The following is a 21,146-nucleotide window of genomic DNA, read 5'->3' as shown; positions in this document are numbered from 1 at the left end:
TGAGTGACATGGCGCGATCGCAGAGGCTCGACCTGCTGAGGTACTTATTGCTTCTGGCTCAAAAAGAAGCGGAAGCTCAATCCGGTGGATTACCGGACCCTGTTGAGGTTGAGGACTTGGATCTGGAAAACAACGAAACCGACTAAGACGCAAAATTGTCACGCTCTGTCAGAATGTATCAAAGAAAGCTTGTTGGGTTTGTGCCGCTCCAAGCGTCCGGCCAGTTCGATCTCCAGCAGGATGAGTTGAAGCGTCTGTAAGGTGACACCGGTAAATCGCAGGAGTTCATCCTGATCTATGGGTGTCTCACTCAGTGCATTGATGATGGCTTGTCTGTCCTGTTCTTTGGCATTGAGCGGGTTTGTGGTCTCGTCTGCATCTGCCTGCTCCAAGGCTGGCCAACCCATGGCAGGTTCGTCAATCCCCTGATGAAGTGGCAAGGACATAGAGATTTTGGGTTCCATGATCTCCAGAATATCGTCAGTCGATTGAATGAGCGCGGCGCCTTGCTGGATAAGTTTGTTGGCGCCGACTGATCGAGGATCTAATGGAGACCCCGGGACTGCCAATATCTCTCGGTTCTGTTCCAGTGCGTATCGGGCGGTGTGCAGAGATCCCGATTTTTCTGCGGCTTCAATTAAGATAACACCTAATGACATTCCCGAGATCAGGCGGTTGCGGCGGGGGAAATCCCGAGCTCTCGGGTTCCAGCCCATGGGCATTTCGCTGATGGCTGCTCCGTTGGCTGCGATCATCTTTGCAAAAAGCTCCATATTTTCTTTTGGGTAGATGGTGTCGATGCCTCCGGCAAAGGCTGCGATGGTTCCAGACGTGAGAGCGGCCTGATGCGCTGCGCTATCGATGCCCCGTGCCAGACCTGAGATGATGGTGAAGCCTTCTGCTGAAAGGTCTCCAGCCAGTTTTGTTGCAAACTTTGCTCCGGCGACCGAGCAATTGCGGGCGCCGATGATGGCCAGCGTCTTTTGCGTGCCGGTGAGTTCCTGTTGCAATGGCTCTCTGGCTCGGACCGCGAGCAGGGGTGGGGGTGCATCAATGTGTCTGAGAAGGGGAGGATAGGCGGGCTCGCCCATGGCGACGAGGCGTGCGCCCATTTTATAGAGGGAAGCCAGTTCAGCTTCAGCTTTGTCCATAGAAAAAAGGCGATAAGTTTTCTTACCGCCTCTTCGGGATAACTCTGGCAGGGCATCAAGTGCCGCTTGTGCTGAGCCAAAATGATTGAAGAGCTCCCGGAATGTTCTTGGGCCGACATTCTCAGAGCGGATAAGGCGAAGCCACGCAAGCCGTTGGGTGTCACTTAGGTGTGGTGCCCGGCTTTTGGTGGCTGTCTCCATTTACATCATCCCTTGGAACCGATCTTGCTTTCCTTGCCTTTCAGCAGGCGGGCAATGTTCTCGTGATGTTTTGCCCATAGCAATATGCTGAGTAATCCCATCATTTGCGCAATTTGCCACTGATCGAAAGCCAGCAGAATAAAGGGAGTGACAAGACTTGCTACCAGTGCTGACAGGGATGAGAACTTAGTGATGTAGGCGGTCGCAATCCAGATGGCGATGAAGATGATGCCTACTGGCCAGAAGATGCCGAGCAGGATGCCGATGTAAGTAGCAACGCCTTTGCCGCCTTTGAACTTGAGCCAGACCGGGAAAAGGTGGCCTAGAAATGCGCCGAGACCTGCGATTAATGCTGCTTCACCGCCCATGTAAAGAGCTACAAGTACGACCGCAGCAGTGCCTTTGAACGCATCACACAGCAGAGTGAGGGCCGCGAGTTTTTTACTGCCGGTGCGCAGGACGTTGGTGGTGCCAATGTTGCCGGATCCGATGTTTCGGATATCTCCGTGACCTGCCATTTTTGTAAAGAGCAGGCCAAACGGAATGGAGCCTAATAGGTAGCCAAAGGCCAACGCAGCCAGATAGTAGGGTAAATCAAGGGACCAGCTGATTGGATCAGGCACGGGTGTTCTCCAGTAGTTGAATATTAAAGCAGTATGCCTGTCCTTGCGGATGAGCATACTGCTTTAAAACTTTATCGTATCGCGTGCATTGTGCCAAAGCCTCGTGGGCTGGTTCAGAGCTACACGTTAAATTGCGTCGTGATCTAGGATGCCGCCTGCAACGATGGTTGTCAAAACCCGACCTGTTAAAGTTTCGTCCTCAAAAGGGGTATTCTTTGAGCGCGAACGGATTTTATCTTTTTCTACGATCCATGGTTTTTGCGGGTCGAACACGATCAGGTCTGCTGGAGCACCTTTTGAGAGGCGGCCAGCAGGAAGACCAAGACGGTCCGCTGGATTGCAGGTCATTGTTGCAAGCAGTTTGGAAAGTGAGATGTCCTCATTCAGAACGAGGCGCATTCCAGCTCCAAGCATTGTTTCAAGCCCTAAAGCACCATATTCGGCTTCTGCAAAGGGGTGACGCTTAGTTTCCACATCTTGTGGGTTGTGATCGGACATAATGATGTCGATTGTGCCATCTGCCAGTGCTTTTACCATGGCCTGACGATCATCTTCCGTGCGCAGCGGTGGCGACATCTTATGGAAGGTCCGGTAGGGGCCGATGTCGTTTTCGTTGAGCGTGAGATGATTGATGGAGATGCCTGCAGTGACGTTGAGGCCGTCGTTCTTTGCTTTCTGGATGGCTTCAGCGCTTTGCGGACAGGAGATCAGGCGTGCGTGATACTTGCCTTTTGCCATGGCAACGAGGCGCATATCGCGTTCGATTGCGACGAACTCAGCCTCGCGTGGGATGCCGCCCAGACCCAGCCATGAGGCCCTCAGACCTGCGTTCATGACGCCGGAGCCTGCCAGATCCTTATCCTGAGCCTGATGAACCACCAGCGCGTCGAAGTCACGAGCGTAGGTCAGCAGACGGACCAGAACGGAGGAGTTGGTGATTGGCAGTCTGTCATTGGAAAAGGCGATGGCGCCTGCTTCCTTAAGCAAACCGATCTCGCTCATGTCCTTGCCAGCCAGGCCCTTGGTGAGGGCAGCCATCGGGTGCACGTTGACGATAGCTGTGTCGCGAGCGCGGCGGAGCATGAAGTCCACCAATGCAGGATCATCAATCACCGGGTCCGTGTTGGGGCTGGTGAGGATGGTGGTTACACCGCCAACGGCTGCTGCGCGGCTGGCGCTCTCCAGCGTTTCGCGGTGTTCTGCGCCGGGTTCGCCTACGCTGACGCCCATGTCTATGAGACCGGGTGCGACGACAGCACCGTGGCAGTCAACGGTTTTTGCTCCATCTGGAGCACCTTGATTGAGAGCCTCTGCACCAGCGGCGAGAATGGTGCCGTCCTGCACAATCACTGCACCTGCTTCATCAACATTGTTTGCTGGGTCGATGATGCGGGCGTTTGTCAGGACCAGCGGGTTTACATTCTTGTACATGCGCGTGTCCTCTAGTTGTTGTCAGGAAGGTTTTGAGCAAGAGCTTCAAGCACTGCCATACGTATGGCGACGCCCATTTCCACTTGCTCGCGGATCAGACTTTGCGGACCATCTGCGACTTCTGCCGAGATCTCGACACCACGGTTCATAGGGCCGGGGTGCATGACCAGAGCATCAGGTTTGGCGTAGGAGAGTTTTTCGGAGTCCAGACCGTGATAACGGAAATACTCACGAACAGATGGTACAAAGGCACCGCTCATACGTTCGCGTTGCAAACGCAGCATCATGACGATGTCGCAGCCTTTTAGTCCTTCGCGCATGTCTGTGAATACTTCGACGCCCATACTATGAATACCAGAGGGCAGTAGTGTAGAGGGAGCTATGACACGCACGCGGGCTCCCATATTAGAGAGAAGGATGATGTTGGACCGGGCGACGCGGGAGTGGCGGATGTCGCCGCAGATGGCTACTGTCAGGCCGCCGAGGGTTCCTTTGTGGCGGCGGATGGTCAAGGCATCCAGCAGAGCCTGAGTTGGGTGCTCGTGAGGGCCGTCGCCGGCGTTGACGACCGCGCAGCCGACTTTGCGGGCCAGCAGGTGGACCGCTCCAGCGGCGTGGTGGCGAACAACCAGCAAATCAGGGCGCATGGCGTTCAGGGTTGCTGCGGTGTCGATCAGGGTTTCACCCTTTTTCACCGAAGAGGTGGAGACCGACATGTTCATAACATCCGCGCCCAGGCGCTTGCCTGCAAGCTCAAAGGAAGATTGGGTGCGGGTGGAAGCCTCAAAGAAGAGGTTGATTTGCGTTCGCCCACGCAGAACAGCTTTCTGCTTTTCTACCTGTCTGGAGACTTCGACGGCTTCGTCGGCAAGGTCCAAAAGGTAATTAATGTGGGGAGGCTGCAATCCCTCGATACCGAGGAGATGGCGATGCGGGAACGCTGAGGATCGATGTGTGGTTTTCTTGCTCATCGAAGACCCTTCTATAGGCAGAAACACCGAGTTCGTAAAGAGCTCAACAGATGTATAGTTTTTATTGTGCAAATCGCAGTTGCAACGTGCGCGCTAACCTATCAAAATCGCTGGGGCAACTCGCGGGAGGAAAAATGGATAAAGTTTCACAAGCCACTATGACGACAGGGGTAATTAATCAGGCCCCGCCATATTGTGGGTATAACCTTGCCGAGAGTGATCCAATTCTCCTTGCTGATCTGGGTGGCACGGGCTCCAACGATTCTGCACGGGAGGAGCTTATCAAGTTTGGTGAGCAGTGTGGAGCCGCAGATGCACTGGATCTGGGGAGACTGGCAAATGTTAACGAACCGGTGCTGAAAACACACGATCCGTATGGTCGCCGTCTGGATGTTGTCGAATTTCACCCGTCCTATCATGCGCTGATGCGCCGCTCGTTTGAAGCTGGCCTGCACAGTGCGTCTGTTGAGTCCATGGAGCCGGGTGGTGAGCGTGCGTTTTATAATCGTGCGCGCAAGTATTTCGTGATGAGCCAGGTGGAAGGTGGGCACCTTTGCCCGGTGACCATGACCAACGCGTCTGCCATGGCCCTTACTCAGGCCCCTGAACTTGCCAAGGTGTGGAATGAGCGCATCCTGAGCCGCAAATATGATCAACGTTTCCGCCCTGCCAGCCAGAAGATGGGTGCGAGCCTTGGCATGGGCATGACGGAGAAGCAGGGTGGGTCCGACTTGCGTCAGATCATCACTCGCGCTGAAAAGGTTTCTGACGACACTTATGTGATCAATGGTCATAAGTGGTTCTTCTCTGCACCAATGTGTGATGCGTTCCTCGTGCTGGCCAAGTTGGAAGAGGGGCCGACCTGTTTCCTTGTACCGCGTATTTTGGAATCTGGCGAAGTGAATGGTCTGGACTTCCAGCGCCTGAAAAACAAGCTGGGTAACAAGTCCAACGCTTCTTCCGAGGTTGAGTTTAACAACGCCGTTGGCTTCCTTGTCGGGGAAGTGGGTAAGGGCATCAAGACCATTTTGAAAATGGTGACACCTACCCGTGTGGACTGTTGTATTGGGTCTTCTGCCCTGATGCGGGCTGCGATTTCCAGAGCGGTTCATCACACCTCCAACCGCAGTGCATTTGGGGCTCGTCTTATTGAAAAGCCACTGATGCAGCGGGTTCTTGCGGATATGTCTCTGGATATGGCTGCAAGTGAGGCACTGGCGCTGAAACTTTCGCATTGCATGGATTTGGAAGGTGAAGACAGTCAGGCTGCTGACTTCCTGCGGATCATCACGCCTGCTGCAAAATACTGGATCTGCAAGAGTGCAGAGAACGTTGCAGCTGAGGCGATGGAGTGTCTGGGTGGTAACGGGTATGTGGAAGATCACGACATGGCTCGTATCTACCGTGAAGCCCCAGTCAACAGCATCTGGGAAGGCTCAGGCAATATCATGGCGCTGGACCTGCTGCGGGCTATGCACCGCACTCCAGACAGCTTCATGAATGTGCTTGGCATGCTGGAAGCTGATCTTGGCCCTGCCGGCAAGGTGTCTGTTGAAGTGTTGCAGGCTGCAGCGCGGACGTGTCTGGAAGATGAAGGTGGTGCCCGGTTGCTGACTGAACAACTGGCGATCACAGCTGCAGCTGCAGCGCTGAAAGAAGTTGCTCCTCCAGCGATTGCCAATGCGTTTATTGAGACCCGTATGGCAGGTCAGTGGCGTTCAAGCTATGGCATGCTGGATGCTCGCTATGACGCCAAGGGGATCCTTGAGTGGCTTTACCCGATCAAGTAGGCCACGACCAATAACCACGTCGGAATAGTGATTGCGGCGGCGACTGTCTGAAGGGTCAGAATTTCGGCCATCAACTTGGCGTCGCCGCCCATTTTCCTCGCCAGAACAAAACTTGCCCCTGCTGCCGGAACAGAAAACACCAGTGTGACAATGGTTGCCGAGATTTCGTCAAGTCCAAGCGCGAGCGCAAAACTCAAGGCAATGCCCGGTGCAAGTACGTTGCGCAAAAGCAGAGCTGATGTAAGCGCTGGGCCCGGGCGACGCAGTGCCCCCAAATCCAAAGCTGCACCGACGCACAGAACTGCAATTGGTAGGGCTGCACTTCCCAAAAATGTCAGATAGTTTGCAATAACTTCCGGAATATAACCACCGGAGGCGTTGATGAGACCTCCTGCTGCAACGCTGATGATGAAAGGGTTCTTGATCAGTTCTTTTGCAAGCGTCTTTGGCGAGGGGACGGATCCTCCTGCATAGATCGACAGAACAATCACGCAGAGCAGGTTTGCTGCCGGGATCATGATTGCCATGATGACCGCCACCAGCGCCACACCTTCCTCTCCAAAACTATTGGCTGCGATTGCCATGGCGACAAAACCATTCCAGCGCACGACACCTTGAAAAATGGAAGTGAAGCGCGGACCTTCGATTGCAAATTTCTGTTTTAGAAAGGGTTGCAGGACGAGGCAGAGAATGGCCAGAAGCGAGAAGGTTCCCAGTACGGAAATGGTGATTTCCATGACCGGCATTGCAGAGAAATCTGAGGTGCCTACGTTGATCAGGATGATCGCAGGGAACAATACCCAATAGGCCAGATCTTCCATACCGCTCCAGCGCTCTCTTGGGATGAGATTGCGATGACGGAGGAACCATCCTGTGGCTGTGAGGAGCAAGACAGAGATGATGGCTGACAGGGCAGAGAACATGCTTGTGCTTTTCAGGCTGTTGCACAGACAGGAAAGTGTCTTTGCAAGTGGATGGACAAACAGCGCATTGAGGCGCGTATCCGTTTATTCACGTAGCCTGAAAAAAGCAGAGTGGTAAAGCGCAGGGCGCCTTAAATTTTCTCAAGTGTTGTTGCTTGAGAGCTGGACCTACTCGTCCTCAAAGAGAGAGGTGCCGCCATAGTTGATGCGGTCCAGGAAGCCCTGCAGGATGTAGGAGGCAGCCATCTTGTCGACCAGCTCGGCTCGGCGGGCGCGGGAACGGTCTGCTTCGATAAGTGTGCGTGTGACCGCAGCGGTGGAGAGACGCTCGTCCCAGTAGGTGATCGGGATTTCCGTTTTCTGGGCAAGATTGCGCACAAATGCGCGGGTCGCCTGACAGCGCGGGCCCTCGGTGCCATCCATGTTGAGCGGCAGGCCAATCACGAGGCCAAAGACGCTGTGTTCCTTACAAAGATCCAGCAGACGTTCGACATCCTGCGTGAACTTCTTGCGCTTGATGGTCTCCAATGGAGATGCAATCTGCCGGCCTGAATCAGTCAGTGCCAAACCAATGGTCTTGCTGCCAAGATCGATACCGATCAGGCGGTCATCATCATAAAGCGCGTCGCAGAAATCTTCGAGAGAAAGTGAGGGATCATTTGCCATGGCGGCGGGTTAGCACGGCTTGAGAGCAACGCCAAGCAGGTAATCTATATTTTTCTCGGGGACATGCTGTTTCCTGCTGAACTGTGTGATGGCTGTTCTGATAAAGGTAAGGGTGCAAGATGATTGAGCAGGTGGATATAGGCGTGACGCAAGTGCAGTTTGAAGAGGGATGGCAGGGCATTCTGGCTCCTGAAATGGATAAACCTTACTTTCAGAAACTCCAGGCCTTTCTGGATGCTGAGGAAGCGGAAGGTAAGACCATTTATCCTCCCACAGCTGACTGCTACGCTGCCTTTAATGCAGCTGCTCTGAGTGATGTACGTGTTGTCATCCTTGGGCAGGACCCCTACCACGGGGAAGGGCAGGCACATGGACTTTCCTTCTCAGTTCGCAAAGGCGTGAAACTGCCGCCGTCGCTTCGCAATATCTACAAGGAGTTGGAGAGCGACCTTGGTTTAGCGCCTGCAGCTCATGGGTGTTTGACACATTGGGCGGAGCAGGGTGTTTTGCTGCTCAACACGTCTTTGAGTGTGGAGGAAGCCAAGGCCGGGTCTCATGCCAAGAAAGGGTGGGCGCCGTTTACGGATGCGGCGATCAAGGGCTTGTCCGAGGCACGAGAGCATCTGGTGTTTATCCTGTGGGGCGCGCATGCACAGAAGAAGCTGGATCTGATTGATGAGAGTAAGCATCTGGTTTTGATGAGTGCCCATCCATCGCCGTTGTCGGCACGGCGCGGTTTTATCGGGTCGGCTCCATTTTCCAAAACCAATGCCTACCTGAAAGCACATGGTATTGCAGAGATTGACTGGAAGATCTCCTAGGGCATTACCGGAGTTTTGCCAGTGTCCGGTTACATTTAAGGGTTGTGTAACCAAATTCCTACTAGTTTAGATAATATTTTAGATATCACGGATGTGCCGCGTTTCGGCACTCCGCATTGGGGGATTGGTAGTATGGATTTACAGTTTCTGGGCCATTCTGCTTTTAAGGTTTACATTCCCGGGGCAACGCTTCTGATTGACCCGTTCTTGTCTGGCAATCCGAGCTTTCCGGCAGAGATGAGTGTGGAGCAGGTGAGTGAAGGTGTTGATCATGTTCTGCTGACCCACGGCCACGACGATCATGTGGGCGATACCATCGATATTTTGAAAGCGACTGGTGTAACGCTTACGGCGAACTGGGAAATCTGCATGTGGGCGCAGGACAAAGGTATTGAGAAGATCAATCCTATGAACCATGGCGGCTGCGTGAACATGGGGGCGTTTGGTGTGGCGCTGACCAATGCAGTGCACAGTTCTGCTTGTTCGTTTGATAGTGAAGGCAGCGTTGCGGACGTGTATCTGGGTAACCCAGCTGGCGTTGTGGTGATGGCTGAGGATGAGCCAACACTGTTACATATGGGTGATACGGATATCTTCTCTGATATGGAGCTGATCAACGAGATTTACCGGCCCCAGATTGGGATTGTGCCGATCGGGGATCGGTTCACCATGGGCGCTCGCACCGCATCAATGGCGTGTCAGAGGTTCTTCGAGTTTCAGACCATCATTCCGTGTCACTACGGTACCTTCCCAATTTTAGACCAGAGCGCAGATCAGTTTACCGAATGCATGGAGGATGATGCATTTCGTGTGGCAAAGCTGAAGCCGGGGGAGATGGTGACAGTCAATAACAGTGTTGCAGCTTCATAGCTGCATTGATTTTTGTCACTGAAACAAGAAAAGGCCTCAGCGTGAACTGAGGCATTTAAAGTTTGAAAGGGACACATTCCGCGTTTTTTTGCTTTCACCGCGGGAGCTACGCTTAGTTGGGGGCACGCGTAGCTTGAGTGGCCTTCAAGGGAGCTTGGGTGGGGTTCGCTTAAAGGTCTGCTTCTGGCGTGTGTATGATTGTTGGCCAGTTTTCATTTGCCCGGGCGATGGAAGCGTTCGGGTCTTTTAGGAAGTGACGCTGGGCTCCTGCATGGGCATTCAGGTAAAGTTTGCCGTCAACGATCTTCCATTGTTCTGGCTGGATCGGAATTTTTACTCCGAAGCTCACACCAGTTGCACACCAACCGCCATACTGAGGCGCGTACTTGGTTGGATCCTTTTTGAACTTGTCGAGATTTTCAGCGGAAGAGAACAGCCACGTCACATCCTGATACTGCGTGGAATACTCTTTTTTGCCTGGAACTGGCTTGCCTTGTGTGAAGTAAGCGACCGGATCAGTTCCTTTGATTGCGTAGCCTTCTTCAACGAAGTTGGTTACGTCATCGGCCATTGCCGTCATCGGAACAGTTACAAGTGCTGACAGTGCTAGTCCAACTGCAAGAACTGAAGATTTGATCGGCATGGGCAACTCCTTCGGACTGATCTTTGAAGCCAAGTCTGGCTTGTTTCGTTTACCAGTTGATTATGGGGAACCACTGGTTTTTATCTATGTTCTGAAAACACTATGCGTGAATACCTATCTTAAGGCCAATAACGCTTCATCACCGTTTTGAGAACTGGTTGTGAGGGGACGGTTTACTCGCTGCAAAGTGCATTTGAAGATGTGCAACTTGTTGTAGATGCAGCGTTAGTTTCGTTTATGTGTGCTTTGAACGAATGGGTGCCATAAACGAAAGAAAGCCGCAGAAATCTGCGGCTTTCTCTAGGGCTCAATGCATATGCCACCATGAGATTTGGGGAGATGTCGGAATAGGCGCTAGGCATCGCCTATTGCAGCATATGCACTGAAGGAAACTTAGAGTTTGTCTGCTGGTACGTCGCGGATCTCAACCCAGTTTGTGTCTGCGTTGGTGATCGTTTCGATTGTGCGGGACTGCATGCGCTTTACTGCACCATCGTGGGCATTGAGGTAGAGCTTGCCGTCGACGATGTCCCAAAGCTCAGGCTTGGTTTCCAGCTTGCTGCCGAAGGATGCACCAACTGCACACCAGCCGCCGTACTGCGGAGCGAACTTTGCTGGTTCTGCAACGAACTTGTCACGGTTTTCAGCGCTGGAGAATTTCCAGGTTACGCCGTCATACTGAGCGGTAAATTCAGCTTTACCCTGAACAGGCTTGTTTTGTGTGAAGTATGCAACAGGATCGGTACCACCAATCGCATAACCACCAGAGGTGTAGGTCGAGATCTCATCAGCGAAAGCGCCGAATGTGCTTGCGGACAGGGCAGCACCTGCAATGGCTGCTGCAACAGCGATAGATTTGATTTTCATTATATTACCCTCAATGAAACAATGAACTTCGCCAGACAAACAAAGCCAGGTCAGGAAGAATGCTTTGTTTGTTCGACAACCTCGGCCCGCGGAAATTGCCCGTTCTTGCGAGGCCCAATCTTCTTGCCCCAAGAGGGTGTACAAGTGCCAATCAAGTGTCTTCACCAAGAGGAGAGCGGCTTTGATTTTTTATGATCGACTTGTAATGCTCTGAATTAACTCGGTAATTTCCCGTAGCGCCGGTTTTCTCCTGCGAACGAGGCTGGTGAAAAACACAAAACCGAGAAGTTGGTCGATGCTTGTCTCCATGGTTGCAGTGGTATTCCAGTAAACGAAAACCTGTCTGAAGTGCGTGCGCTGTTCACCTTCAATGAGGGAAAGTTCCTCCGTTAACGAAGGCTCTGAGAGCAGGGCAAGCCATGCGGTGCCCAACGGAGTGTCGTAAAGGGCGTTGAGGATGCCTGAGGTGGCGTCCTGCAAGTCATTGTGAAAAGAAGACATGCCGGGGTAGATGGGGGGAACCTGGCGGAACCCGTAGCGCAGGGCTTCGAGAGTCAGACCTGCTTTGTTTGGCCAGCGGCGATACAGCGCTTGTTTGGACGTGCTTGCTGTCTGCGCAATTTGCTGGGTTGAGGTGCCGTGATAGCCATCCGTTGCCAGTGCTTTGAGCGTTGTAGTCAGGATCAGACGGGTGAGTTCGTTGTTTTGTGGGCGGCCTCTTGGTGTGGTCGGCTCAGGCATCAGGAAAACCTCTCCGCATACTCAGAGGGTGTGATGCCAAAGTTTCGCTGGAAGGCACGGCGCAAGTTTTGGATATGCCCGAAACCGGACAAATGAGCTGCCTGTTTGATGGAGCTGCGTTTGAGAAGGGCTGTTCTGGCAAGATCCAACCGAAGACGCTCTACGAACTGAGCTGGGGTCGCGCCAATGTCTTCTTTCAGGCGGCGGTGCAGAGTGCGCGTGGAGACACCTGCTGATTTTGCCATGTTCTCGATGGTCCAGTCTGCCTCTGGCTCTGACAGAATGATCTCTGAGAGTTTTGCGATGTTGGATTGACCGGCGGCTTGCAGGGAAAGGGCGGAGGAGAACTGGGCTTGTCCCCCATTGCGGCGCAGGTAGACCACCAGCTCCTGCGCGGTCTTCAGTGAGATCGCAGCTCCCAGATCTTGCTCGATGAGGTGCAAGGTCAGGTCGATGCCTGCAGTGACACCTGCAGAGCTGTAGACATTGCCTGCATTGACGAAGAGTTGGTTGAGCTGCCAGTTCACATTTGGGAACTCTGTTTGTGCTGTGGAAGCGCGGCTCCAATGGGTGCTGGCTTGCTTGCCATCTAAAATGCCAGCGTCGGCCAGAATAAGTGCGCCGGAGCAGATGGAGATGATGCGCTCTCCGTTTGCCCTTGCTGCAGCTTTTTGAAGAAGCGAGCGAAGGGTACTGCTGCCCAGCTCTTTATCGACACGCCCTCCGGGGATGAGAAGATCAGCGGCTGGGTTCCAGTCGGATATCTTGCCATCAACGGCGATTTTGATCCCTGGCTGGGTTTCTACCGGCTGACCATCAACAGAGAGAATTCTGAGCTTATACTTGGGATGATAACTGTCTGCCGTCCAGAAAGCCTGCATCGGGCCTGCCAGATCCAGAAGGTTGATCCCGTGATACACGAGTGCATCTATATGACGGTAATGCTCGATTTGTGTGTTTGGCATGATTTGAAGCTTGAATGTCCTAACTGCCAATTGTTGTAGGCGGTAATCTCAAGGAGGTCAAAGTTTCTACGAGGAATAATTATGGGATTTTCAAAGGTAGCGGAGCCGGGGACTGCCTATAGGGCGCGCAATTTTCCGCTCATTTTGATTGCAACAGCAATCCTTTCCATGCAGATGCCAATCCTGATTGCGATCAGCGCTCTGGCAGGGTCTTATCTTGCACCCCACCCCACCATGGCAACTGTGCCGCTTGCCTTGCAGATGTTTGGTAACTTTCTGTTTGCTACACCAATCTCGCTGTTTATGGGGCGGTATGGGCGTCGGAACGGGATATTGCTGGGTGTAGTCCTGAGCATTATCGGTTCGTTGCTCTGCGTTTATGCGCTTTATTCCAATCAGTTTGTCGTGTTGCTTGTTGGGCATGTGCTTTTAGGCATTGCCACGGCGGCCTACACCTTTATGCGGTTTGCTGCATCTGACAGCGCCAGCGAAAAGTGGAAGCCCATGGCGATCTCGCTGAGCATGTCTATGGGGTTGCTCTCTGCGCTGCTTGGCCCAAGCCTTGTTGGTGTGGTGAAAGATTTTGGCGGGGTCATTCCATTTGTGGGCAGTTATCTGGCGTTGGCAGGTGTTGCTGTTGTGGGCGCGTTGCCTGTGCTTGGTTTGAGCCTGCCGCCTGCTTTGACGAAAGACCAGACTAACAAAGGGTTTGTTGCGTCCTTGAAGGTGCTGCGCCGACCAGCTGTCTGGAGTGCGACGGCGTGTGCGGGGCTCTCTTTTGGTTTCATGACTATGCAGATGTCTCCGACACCGCTTGCGATGGACTATTGTGGGTTTTCTGTTGGTCAATCCAGCGATGTAATCCGCTGGCATTTGGTCGCCATGTTTGGTCCGAGCTTTGTTACAGGCTTTATCATCCGCCGGATTGGAACAACCTCGGTCATGGTGCTGGGTTTGTTGATGCTTGCTGGGGCTGGTGTGATTGGTGCGCTGAGTGTTGAGATTTGGGCCTTCTATGTGGCTTTGCTCCTGCTGGGTGTTGGCTGGAACTTTGGTTTTATCGGCGCGACGTCTCGTTTGGTTGAGGTTGTTGCACCTGAAGATGCGCCGCTTGCTCAAGGAGCCAATGATTCAGTCGTAGCGTTGGTTTCTGCGATCTGTGCGCTTTCAACGGGCATTTTGTTCAGCACTGTTGGTTGGGCAGGGCTTTCACTCTCGGCACTTCCTTTGTTGCTGGGTCTGGCGTTGTGGTTGGTGGTGTCGGGTGTGCGTGGGAGATCTCTGGAATATGCTTCTTATTAATCGGTACTGATTGGTTCCGTAATATCGAGAATATGAGGGATGAACAGCAGGGCAGTGATTGTTCTGCTGTTTTTTTGTGTTTATAGCTCTTTGCCATGAATTCGAGGCGGGCAGTCTTTTGCCCCCGTAATTTCGGAGTGAAACATGTCGGTTGATCTAAACACCGTAAAACGTGTTGCCGGTCTGGCGCGCATCAAGGTTGATGACGCGCAGGCGGAGAAAATGACTGGTGAGCTGAACACGATCCTTGGTTTTGTTGAGCAGCTGGATGAGGTGAATGTTGACGGCGTTGAGCCAATGACCTCTGTGGTTGAAACCACCATGAAGAAGCGGGCTGACGGCCAGAGCGATGGCGGTTATGCGGACAAGATCGTTTCTAACGCGCCAGTGCATGAAGACAACTTCTTCACCGTGCCTAAAGTTGTTGAATAAGCGCCCGATTTCACAAGGATAATGACTGTGTCTGATCTTACCAAACTGACGATCGCAGAGGCGCGCGATAAGCTTGCTGCCCGCGATTTTACTGCAACTGAACTGACTGAGAGCTACCTCGGTGCCATCGAGTCCGGCAATGAGGCGCTGAACGCTTATATTGCTGTAACTGGCGATATTGCCCGTGAGCAGGCCAAAGCGTCTGACGCAAAAATCGCTGCTGGCGAGGCGCGTCCGCTGGAAGGTATTCCTCTCGGCATCAAAGACCTTTACGCGACGAAGGGTGTTCACACTCAGGCGTGTTCTCACATCCTCGATGGCTTTAAGCCAGAGTATGAGTCCACCGTCACGCAAAACCTGTTTGATGACGGTGCTGTGATGCTGGGTAAGCTGAACATGGACGAGTTCGCGATGGGCTCTTCCAACGAGACTTCCTTCTATGGTGACGTTGTGAACCCTTGGCGCCGCAATGGCACTGAGACTGCACTGGTGCCTGGTGGGTCTTCTGGTGGTTCCGCTTCTGCCGTTGCTGCTCATCTTTGTGCTGCGGCGACAGCGTCTGATACCGGTGGTTCCATCCGCCAGCCTGCAGCGCTGACCGGTACTGTTGGCATCAAGCCAACTTATGGCCGTTGTTCTCGTTGGGGTATGGTTGCGTTTGCGTCCTCATTGGATCAGGCTGGCCCGATTGGCCGTACAGTGCGTGACAACGCGATCCTGCTGAAGTCCATGGCTTCTGTTGATGCGAAAGACACCACTTCTGTTGATGCGCCTGTGCCGAACTACGAAGATTTCATCGGCAAGTCCATCAAGGGCATGAAGATCGGTATTCCTAAAGAGTACCACATGGACGGTATTCCAGAGGAGATTGAGGCGCTCTGGCAGCAGGGTATTGCATGGCTGAAGGAAGCTGGCGCTGAGATCGTCGAGATTTCTCTGCCGCACACCAAATACGCTTTGCCTGCTTATTACATTGTGGCTCCAGCGGAAGCGTCTTCCAACCTGGCGCGTTATGATGGTGTTCGTTACGGTCTGCGTGTGCCGGGCAATGACATTGTAGAGATGTATGAGAACACTCGCGCAGCTGGCTTCGGTGACGAAGTGAAGCGCCGCGTGATGATCGGCACCTACGTTCTGTCTGCAGGTTATTACGATGCGTATTACCTGAAAGCGCAGAAGGTTCGTACCCTGATCAAGCAGGACTTTGACAATGCATGGGCTGACGGTGTGGATGCAATCCTGACACCGACCACTCCTGATGCAGCGTTTGCTCCAGGCGAGATCACTGATCCAGTGACCATGTACATGAATGACGTGTTTACTGTGACAGCCAACATGGCTGGCGTTCCGGGCATGTCCATCCCAGCTGGCCTCAACAAAGACGGCCTGCCACTGGGCCTGCAGCTGATCGGCAAGCCATTTGACGAAGGCACTCTGTTCCAGGTTGGTGAAGTGATTGAGCAAGCCGCTGGCCGCTTCGAGCCTTCCGCCAACTGGTGGAGCAAGTAAGCCTCAGCGCTGCTGCTATGAAATGAGAGAGGCCTCGGAGAGATCCGGGGCCTTTTTTGTTGGGCGTTGGTTTCTGGTGATGCTTTGCGGAAATGGAACTTTGTGTTTAAAAGTTTTCTATGGATGAGAATTACATGAAAAAAATTTTAGCCTCTGGAAGGCGGGGGATCGATAATTTGTGTTCGCTCTTGCGCAGAATGTTGGATCTCTTTAAAAATGGTGGCCGGTTTGATAGAAGTTTGGTTTTAAACGGCTTTTCGATTGCTATCGCTGTTGTTTCATTAGTTGTTGCAGTTGTCGCAATTTATGCTGGAGCTACTGGTCCTAGGTTGCGTGTAACACTGTTACAGCCCGAGTTTTCTGTACAAAAGAAGATGGGGGCATGTGAAGGCATCTTTGCGATCCCTGTAGTGATAAGCAATGATGGAGATCGCCAAGGTGTTCTTCAACGGTTTTGGCGAGTCGCGTCTAGTCCTATTGGCTTTCAATTTATTTCAAATGAAGGCAAGCTGCCTGAGGCTAACTTAGACCTTTGGTTTGATGATAGAAGTTTTGGAGACAATATTTCATCAGGAATTGAGTTTAGAAATCTCGAAAGTCCAGGTTATGTTGACATGCAAAAATTATATGCGAAGCAATTTGATGGTGTTGTTGTTGATGCTGGAGCTGTAGAAGTGCGTTACGTGTTGGGAGAATTCTCCCTGCAAAATTTAAAGCAAAAAGACGAAATTTTCCTAGGGTACGGCATTGGTGTTAGCTTTTCCAATGGAGCTTTTTACACACAGGATAATGAGGTGCTGCCCGTGACTGGCAAACTGCTTGATTGTGTTTAGTCGATTCAATGTTTTTTAACCAACCTCCGGCCTCACAATCATCAACCAAACAATCCCAAGTATCGCAACGAAAGCCGGAAAGCCGCAGGCGAACCAGATGCGGTAGAGGGTGTGGTAGCGGGGTGGCAAGGGTGTGCATGTTTGGGCGGCTGATGTGGCGAGGTTTCTGAGTTGGATTTGTATCCAGACCACTGGGAGCCAGAATGCGCCAATAAGCATGTAAAGTGCGAGTGAGAGCACGATCCAACCTTCGGTCAAAGACCAGCCAACTTCTCTTGCCAGCAGATATCCGGTGATTGGCTGAATGATCACCGCAGTGGCTGTGAAAAGGGTGTCAGCAATGACGACGGTTCCGGCTGTATGAGCGATGGCCGCAGCGTTTAACGTTCTGGCGGCTATCACCATGAAGAACGCAATGCCTGCCCCAGTTCCGATGAGGACACAGGCGCCGATGATGTGCAGGAACTTGAGGAACTCGTAGGTCATCTTTCCTCCAGCAGCAGAAAGGGAAAGAGGGCAAGGATCACGGCGGGGATTGTTTTGACATATGGGCCAAGAGGATCTGCCCAGAGATCCGTCGCCCACAATGTGCCGGCACCTAAGTAGCCAAGTGTCACCGCGATTATGCCAAGGCAAGCGAGGCGGGTGTGTCTTCTAAAGAGGATGAGGCTGCCAAGCGTGACGTCGGCGATGCTGCCTGCAAAGACAAAGAGCAGACTGAGTGTTTGATCCATGCCGCGCTCGGTCAGAACTCTCTGTGCGTCGCTAAACTGGATTGCTCCGATAATGCCAGAGGCAAGCCAGAAGAGAGAAAGGCAGGCGATGGTGAGGGGCAACAGAAGATAAAGTCTGGCAAACCAACGCTCCTGCGTTGAGCATGGCAAACACCTCAGTGTTTCATCAAGTGATTTGCAGGGAAAACCACCCGCCTTTTGCCAAGTGGACGTATCCGCGCTGATGCCGTTTTGCAGGGTTTCGATGGATGTGGAGCGCAGGGGAGAGCGCCAACCAAGCGTTCCAAGAGCATCCGCCAGTTTGCTTGTCGCCGTTAGGAGCCCGTTTGGGGCGCTGATAGCATAGCGCCATTGCGGGAAGCCTTGCCATGCTCTCACTGAATTTGTGATTTGCCAGAGTGTTTGCGGTGTTTCTTCTGCAAGGTCTGCCGTTGTCCCTGTCGGTATTTTGCCAAGCGCGCAGTGTGTGACTGCTTGTGCCAGGTCGTCCAAGGCTATGGTTTGAATTTGGCTTTTGGGGAATACCTTAAAGCCGATGAGCGGCATCGCGCTGGCTGCCCGTAGAAGTGCTGTTCCGCCATAGGCTTGTGGTCCAATAACAAGGGCAGGGCGCAGAATGATTGCATGCTCAAGCTGTTGCTTAATGATTGCATCGCCTTTTGCTTTGGTGCGGAAGAAATTGGTGGTTGCGTCAAGCGCGACGCCTGCGGCTGAGATCTGGATGAACAGCTTATCTGTGTTGATCAATGCCTCGCACATATGTTCGACGGCTTGCACATGGATTGCTTCCAGATTGTCTTTGGCAGAGTCTTGCAGGGCGCCGGATGCGTTTATGACTACATCTGCTGTTTCAAAGATTTTGCTCCAATCCTCAGTGGTTGTGGTGGCGATATCCAGAAAGCGCCACTGTAATTCAGGAAAGCATTGCCGGGCGGCTGATTGGGACCGCCCAACCCCCGTGACATGAAATCCTGAATGTTGGAGATGTTTGACGCAGGCGGCACCGATGAAGCCATAAGCGCCGAGGACAATTGCTGATTTGCGGTTACTCATAAATTGAACTTTAAAAACGAAGACCAGACTCACTTTAATGCCTCAATCTAGCATGAGGGCGTTCAGTTGAGTGTATCTTATTTGTCAACTTAGTTGACAAATTTTTCCTGCAGTGGTTTTGTGCGGGTATGGAAGAGCGGGACGTGCAGAGAGATCCTGAACTGGCGGTTTCGCTTTGTGAGAGGATACAGATCACTCAGCCTTTGGCTAAGCACTGTCTATTCTTGAAGGGCTTTTGCAGTGCCTGCGTGCAAATGAGGTGCGGACGCACCTGAAAGTGCCGCGGGCGTTGCTTGGTTGTTTTTCCTCACTGGGACAGTCGTAACTTGGAGGCATTGATGAGTATGTGGAGTGTTGTTGGTCTTGTGGTTCTGGTGCTTCTGATTGGTGCTGGATACACCGCGCAGCGCTTGATGCGGTTGCAGGGGCCGACGCAGGGAGACGTGATTGATAAGGCAAGCCGCGGTCAGTCTGCGTTGCTGGTGCTGGATGTGCAGGAAGACTTTACAAAGGATACCAAGGCACGACAGTGGCCTGCTGCTTTTGTGGAAGAGCGGATTGCGCGAATTAATGCGTTGGCGGCAGATGCACAGGCGCGCGGGGAACCGGTGATTACCACACGGTTGATCTATGAAGGAGGCTATACGAACTTTCTGATTGGATTGCTTGGCGAAGGGCTTGGGACAATGGGCTCTGATGGGCTTGAGTTGGATAAGCGGCTCGGGTTTCAGCCGGATATGGATCTTGTGAAGAGTGTGGGAGATGCATTTGCCAGTGAAGAGCTGGAAGCTTTCCTGAAGACACACGGTGTCGGACGGCTCAGGATTGCCGGGCTTGATGGATGTTACTGTGTGAAGAGCACGGCGCTTGGTGCGCTTGGGCGTGGATATGCGGTGGAGCTGGCAGAGGATGCTGTGCTTTCCATTGATCCGAAAGGCTGGACGGACTGTCGGGCAGAGTTGGTGGGCAAGGGCGTGCAGCTGGTGAAATCGGCAGAGCTGGCTGTGGCTCAGTAGGTTCTGATCTCACCTGCATTGTGCCGGTTGCACATTATCAACATGCACCCTACATGGGCATGGGAAAAGTCTGCGTCTGACGCAGGCTTTTTGCTTGTGTATCTGCGCGATGCATCTGGCTGTGGATCAATTTGAATGAGCTGAACCCTGGTATATTAAGCTGCCTACTAGATGTTGGGTGTTTTGCCGTTTCAAGACATACTGCCTCAAAATCTACACATTTGCCTTGGGGATTAATGCGGGAAAGGCTGTGGGTATATTGTTTAGATTGCTGCGTAATGTGCTATGGGTCTGTCTCCCAACAATAAAAGAGCAAACAGGAATAGCATGGCAGACGTTGAGTGCATCGTAATCGGTGCAGGAGTTGTGGGCTTGAGCGCGGCTTATGAACTGGCGCGCAGGGGACGTGAAGTTATTGTGCTTGAACAGCACGAAATCATCGGCTCCGAAATCAGTGCTCGTAATTCTGAAGTTGTCCATGCCGGAATTTACTACGCAAAAGATTCTTTGAAATCAAAAGCTTGCGTGCAAGGTAAGGAGATGCTGTATTCCTTTTGTGAGGAATTTAGCGTGCCGTACAAGCGCGTTGGTAAGCTGATTGTAGCGACCGATGAAAGCCAGGTTTCCATGCTGGATGGCATTCGCGCACGTGCTGCTGCCAATGGTGTTGATGATCTTTTGATGCTCAATGAAGCACAGGCGCGGGGCTTTGAACCGCATCTGGCGTGTAAGGGAGCTCTGTTTTCTCCTTCCACAGGCATTGTGGATAGTCATGCGTATATGATGGCGCTGCAAGGTGGATTAGAGGCGCATGGCGGGCTTGTTGTTGTTGGGACAGAAGTCACCGAGATCGAAACCGGTATGCGCCCAAGTGAGTTGATGGGCGCTGACATTCTGGTGGAAGAGGATCTGGAAGCGGCTGATCATCACTTTGATGATGACGAGCATGAAGAGTTTGCTGCCAAGAACTTCAAAGGCGACGGCTTTACCGTTGTCATGAAGGATGGCTACGCGATCACCTGTCATGAGCTTGTGATCGCTGCGGGTCTTCACTCCAATAAGATGCTCTCCAAGTTGGCCGGGCACATGTCATGTAAAGTGCCGAAGCTTTACTATGCGAAAGGCAACTATTTCAGCCTTGCCGGAGATGCTCCGTTCTCGCATCTGATTTATCCTGTGCCAGAGCCGGGTGGGCTTGGTGTTCACCTCACGCTGGATATGGGTAATCAGGCACGCTTTGGTCCTGATGTGGAGTGGATCGACGAGATCGACTACGAAGTGAATGAAGCGCACGGCGAACGGTTTTATTCGCAGATCCGTAAATACTACCCTGATTTGGCTGATGGCAGCTTACAGGCGGACTATTCTGGTATTCGTCCTAAGCTGGTTCCTGCGGGTGCTGAAGCGGCCGATTTTGCAATTTGGGGTGAGGAAACGCACGGCATTCCGGGGCTGTTGACTTATATGGGTATTGAAAGCCCAGGCCTGACCAGCTCTCTTGCACTGGGCTCCATGGGCGCTGATCGTTTGATCGGCGCGTAACCTATTCCTTATAATCCTCTCGATAATGCTAGGGAAATGTAGGGTTTCCCTGCCTAAGCTGC

22 protein-coding genes are annotated in these 21,146 nt (G+C 52.7%); 10 read left to right on the top strand and 12 right to left on the bottom strand.

The genetic code is table 11. The annotated features are described in order from the left end of the window. Positions 1–8: 8 nt before the first annotated feature. Entirely contained in the window at positions 9–146 is a 138-nt protein-coding gene (locus tag PsAD13_RS27870; protein WP_193777078.1) for a hypothetical protein, read from the top strand. Positions 147–158: 12 nt separating this feature from the next. On the opposite strand, the gene dprA is transcribed toward PsAD13_RS27870, so the two are convergent. The 4 genes from dprA to PsAD13_RS19760 form a co-directional block, all read right to left on the bottom strand. Beyond that, a complete protein-coding gene (gene dprA, locus PsAD13_RS19775; RefSeq protein ID WP_063319265.1) occupies positions 159–1,352 on the bottom strand; it encodes a DNA-processing protein DprA in 1,194 nt (397 codons plus the stop codon). A 5-nt stretch (positions 1,353–1,357) separates the two neighbouring features. Continuing rightward, positions 1,358–1,975, bottom strand: a complete 618-nt coding sequence (plsY, locus tag PsAD13_RS19770; protein WP_063319264.1) for a glycerol-3-phosphate 1-O-acyltransferase PlsY — start codon at positions 1,973–1,975, stop codon at positions 1,358–1,360. Positions 1,976–2,101: 126 nt separating this feature from the next. Further along, complete coding sequence (locus PsAD13_RS19765) at positions 2,102–3,406, bottom strand: dihydroorotase (protein ID WP_063291713.1); 1,305 nt, start codon at positions 3,404–3,406, stop codon at positions 2,102–2,104. 11 nt (positions 3,407–3,417) lie between these two features. Continuing rightward, a complete protein-coding gene (locus PsAD13_RS19760; RefSeq protein ID WP_082596876.1) occupies positions 3,418–4,377 on the bottom strand; it encodes an aspartate carbamoyltransferase catalytic subunit in 960 nt (319 codons plus the stop codon). A gap of 134 nt (positions 4,378–4,511) precedes the next feature. Here PsAD13_RS19760 and PsAD13_RS19755 point away from each other — a divergent pair, with 134 nt between their 5' ends. Next, complete coding sequence (locus PsAD13_RS19755) at positions 4,512–6,167, top strand: acyl-CoA dehydrogenase family protein (protein ID WP_082596874.1); 1,656 nt, start codon at positions 4,512–4,514, stop codon at positions 6,165–6,167. Here the strand turns inward: PsAD13_RS19755 and PsAD13_RS19750 are convergent. Both PsAD13_RS19750 and ruvX read right to left on the bottom strand, forming a co-directional pair. Continuing rightward, the gene (locus PsAD13_RS19750; RefSeq protein WP_057463362.1) at positions 6,152–7,090 is read right to left on the bottom strand and encodes an AEC family transporter; all 939 of its coding nucleotides are present in this window, start codon (positions 7,088–7,090) and stop codon (positions 6,152–6,154) included. The genes PsAD13_RS19755 and PsAD13_RS19750 overlap by 16 nt on opposite strands. Positions 7,091–7,258: 168 nt before the next feature. Further along, a complete protein-coding gene (ruvX, locus tag PsAD13_RS19745; protein ID WP_063289427.1) occupies positions 7,259–7,756 on the bottom strand; it encodes a Holliday junction resolvase RuvX in 498 nt (165 codons plus the stop codon). A 119-nt stretch (positions 7,757–7,875) separates the two neighbouring features. Between ruvX and ung the strand changes: the two genes are divergently transcribed. After that, a complete protein-coding gene (gene ung, locus PsAD13_RS19740; protein ID WP_063319263.1) occupies positions 7,876–8,577 on the top strand; it encodes a uracil-DNA glycosylase in 702 nt (233 codons plus the stop codon). Between the two features lie 132 nt (positions 8,578–8,709). Beyond that, entirely contained in the window at positions 8,710–9,447 is a 738-nt protein-coding gene (locus tag PsAD13_RS19735) for a metal-dependent hydrolase (RefSeq protein ID WP_063319262.1), read from the top strand. A 169-nt stretch (positions 9,448–9,616) separates the two neighbouring features. Here the strand turns inward: PsAD13_RS19735 and PsAD13_RS19730 are convergent, their stop codons facing one another. The 4 genes from PsAD13_RS19730 to PsAD13_RS19715 all read right to left on the bottom strand — a co-directional run bounded on the left by PsAD13_RS19730 (position 9,617) and on the right by PsAD13_RS19715 (position 12,663). Further along, positions 9,617–10,090: a YHS domain-containing (seleno)protein gene (locus tag PsAD13_RS19730; RefSeq protein ID WP_057463358.1), complete on the bottom strand. Its 474-nt coding sequence runs from the start codon at positions 10,088–10,090 to the stop codon at positions 9,617–9,619. Positions 10,091–10,483: 393 nt separating this feature from the next. Then, positions 10,484–10,957 (bottom strand): YHS domain-containing (seleno)protein, encoded by a 474-nt coding sequence (locus PsAD13_RS19725; RefSeq protein WP_057463357.1) that lies wholly within the window; start codon positions 10,955–10,957, stop codon positions 10,484–10,486. A 189-nt stretch (positions 10,958–11,146) separates the two neighbouring features. Beyond that, the gene (locus PsAD13_RS19720; protein WP_063319261.1) at positions 11,147–11,698 is read right to left on the bottom strand and encodes a helix-turn-helix domain-containing protein; all 552 of its coding nucleotides are present in this window, start codon (positions 11,696–11,698) and stop codon (positions 11,147–11,149) included. After that, positions 11,698–12,663 (bottom strand): helix-turn-helix domain-containing protein, encoded by a 966-nt coding sequence (locus PsAD13_RS19715; protein ID WP_063289424.1) that lies wholly within the window; start codon positions 12,661–12,663, stop codon positions 11,698–11,700. Before PsAD13_RS19715 ends, PsAD13_RS19720 begins: the two co-directional genes overlap by 1 nt. 81 nt (positions 12,664–12,744) lie before the next feature. Here PsAD13_RS19715 and PsAD13_RS19710 point away from each other — a divergent pair, with 81 nt between their 5' ends. The 4 genes from PsAD13_RS19710 (at position 12,745) to PsAD13_RS19695 (ending at position 16,739) form a co-directional block, all read left to right on the top strand. Beyond that, positions 12,745–13,965 (top strand): MFS transporter, encoded by a 1,221-nt coding sequence (locus tag PsAD13_RS19710; RefSeq protein WP_063289423.1) that lies wholly within the window; start codon positions 12,745–12,747, stop codon positions 13,963–13,965. Positions 13,966–14,109: 144 nt separating this feature from the next. Then, positions 14,110–14,397, top strand: coding sequence for an Asp-tRNA(Asn)/Glu-tRNA(Gln) amidotransferase subunit GatC (gene gatC, locus PsAD13_RS19705; RefSeq protein ID WP_057463353.1), 288 nt, complete (start codon positions 14,110–14,112; stop codon positions 14,395–14,397). Between the two features lie 27 nt (positions 14,398–14,424). Further along, on the top strand, positions 14,425–15,906 hold the full coding sequence (gatA, locus tag PsAD13_RS19700; protein WP_153040941.1) for an Asp-tRNA(Asn)/Glu-tRNA(Gln) amidotransferase subunit GatA: 1,482 nt from the start codon (positions 14,425–14,427) through the stop codon (positions 15,904–15,906). Between the two features lie 134 nt (positions 15,907–16,040). After that, positions 16,041–16,739, top strand: coding sequence for a hypothetical protein (locus PsAD13_RS19695; RefSeq protein WP_063319260.1), 699 nt, complete (start codon positions 16,041–16,043; stop codon positions 16,737–16,739). 15 nt (positions 16,740–16,754) lie between these two features. Here PsAD13_RS19695 and PsAD13_RS19690 read toward each other — a convergent pair whose 3' ends face one another. Together PsAD13_RS19690 and PsAD13_RS19685 are read right to left on the bottom strand one after the other, a co-directional pair. Then, positions 16,755–17,225, bottom strand: coding sequence for a DUF2269 domain-containing protein (locus PsAD13_RS19690; RefSeq protein ID WP_063319259.1), 471 nt, complete (start codon positions 17,223–17,225; stop codon positions 16,755–16,757). Then, entirely contained in the window at positions 17,222–18,526 is a 1,305-nt protein-coding gene (locus PsAD13_RS19685; protein WP_063319419.1) for an SDR family oxidoreductase, read from the bottom strand. Before PsAD13_RS19685 ends, PsAD13_RS19690 begins: the two co-directional genes overlap by 4 nt. A 338-nt stretch (positions 18,527–18,864) precedes the next feature. Between PsAD13_RS19685 and PsAD13_RS19680 the strand changes: the two genes are divergently transcribed. After that, a complete protein-coding gene (locus PsAD13_RS19680; protein WP_063319258.1) occupies positions 18,865–19,542 on the top strand; it encodes a cysteine hydrolase in 678 nt (225 codons plus the stop codon). A 327-nt stretch (positions 19,543–19,869) separates the two neighbouring features. Continuing rightward, positions 19,870–21,084, top strand: a complete 1,215-nt coding sequence (locus tag PsAD13_RS19675; protein ID WP_063307806.1) for an NAD(P)/FAD-dependent oxidoreductase — start codon at positions 19,870–19,872, stop codon at positions 21,082–21,084. The last annotated feature ends 62 nt before the right edge of the window (positions 21,085–21,146 follow it).

The sequence above is a fragment of the Pseudovibrio sp. Ad13 genome, assembly GCF_001623225.1.
Lineage (GTDB): Bacteria > Pseudomonadota > Alphaproteobacteria > Rhizobiales > Stappiaceae > Pseudovibrio.
Note: the sequence above shows the minus strand (reverse complement) of the source record. Positions and strands in the feature narration are given on the sequence as shown.

Bases quoted from the DNA above. Each gene is read 5' to 3' on its own strand.
- PsAD13_RS27870 (WP_193777078.1), top strand. From the start codon at position 9: ATGGCGCGATCGCAGAGGCTCGACCTGCTGAGGTACTTATTGCTTCTG.
- dprA (WP_063319265.1), bottom strand. From the start codon at position 1,352: ATGGAGACAGCCACCAAAAGCCGGGCACCACACCTAAGTGACACCCAA.
- PsAD13_RS19765 (WP_063291713.1), bottom strand. From the start codon at position 3,406: ATGTACAAGAATGTAAACCCGCTGGTCCTGACAAACGCCCGCATCATC.
- PsAD13_RS19760 (WP_082596876.1), bottom strand. From the start codon at position 4,377: ATGAGCAAGAAAACCACACATCGATCCTCAGCGTTCCCGCATCGCCAT.
- PsAD13_RS19755 (WP_082596874.1), top strand. From the start codon at position 4,512: ATGGATAAAGTTTCACAAGCCACTATGACGACAGGGGTAATTAATCAG.
- PsAD13_RS19750 (WP_057463362.1), bottom strand. From the start codon at position 7,090: ATGTTCTCTGCCCTGTCAGCCATCATCTCTGTCTTGCTCCTCACAGCC.
- ruvX (WP_063289427.1), bottom strand. From the start codon at position 7,756: ATGGCAAATGATCCCTCACTTTCTCTCGAAGATTTCTGCGACGCGCTT.
- ung (WP_063319263.1), top strand. From the start codon at position 7,876: ATGATTGAGCAGGTGGATATAGGCGTGACGCAAGTGCAGTTTGAAGAG.
- PsAD13_RS19735 (WP_063319262.1), top strand. From the start codon at position 8,710: ATGGATTTACAGTTTCTGGGCCATTCTGCTTTTAAGGTTTACATTCCC.
- PsAD13_RS19730 (WP_057463358.1), bottom strand. From the start codon at position 10,090: ATGCCGATCAAATCTTCAGTTCTTGCAGTTGGACTAGCACTGTCAGCA.
- PsAD13_RS19725 (WP_057463357.1), bottom strand. From the start codon at position 10,957: ATGAAAATCAAATCTATCGCTGTTGCAGCAGCCATTGCAGGTGCTGCC.
- PsAD13_RS19720 (WP_063319261.1), bottom strand. From the start codon at position 11,698: ATGCCTGAGCCGACCACACCAAGAGGCCGCCCACAAAACAACGAACTC.
- PsAD13_RS19715 (WP_063289424.1), bottom strand. From the start codon at position 12,663: ATGCCAAACACACAAATCGAGCATTACCGTCATATAGATGCACTCGTG.
- PsAD13_RS19710 (WP_063289423.1), top strand. From the start codon at position 12,745: ATGGGATTTTCAAAGGTAGCGGAGCCGGGGACTGCCTATAGGGCGCGC.
- gatC (WP_057463353.1), top strand. From the start codon at position 14,110: ATGTCGGTTGATCTAAACACCGTAAAACGTGTTGCCGGTCTGGCGCGC.
- PsAD13_RS19695 (WP_063319260.1), top strand. From the start codon at position 16,041: ATGAAAAAAATTTTAGCCTCTGGAAGGCGGGGGATCGATAATTTGTGT.
- PsAD13_RS19690 (WP_063319259.1), bottom strand. From the start codon at position 17,225: ATGACCTACGAGTTCCTCAAGTTCCTGCACATCATCGGCGCCTGTGTC.
- PsAD13_RS19685 (WP_063319419.1), bottom strand. From the start codon at position 18,526: ATGAGTAACCGCAAATCAGCAATTGTCCTCGGCGCTTATGGCTTCATC.
- PsAD13_RS19680 (WP_063319258.1), top strand. From the start codon at position 18,865: ATGAGTATGTGGAGTGTTGTTGGTCTTGTGGTTCTGGTGCTTCTGATT.
- PsAD13_RS19675 (WP_063307806.1), top strand. From the start codon at position 19,870: ATGGCAGACGTTGAGTGCATCGTAATCGGTGCAGGAGTTGTGGGCTTG.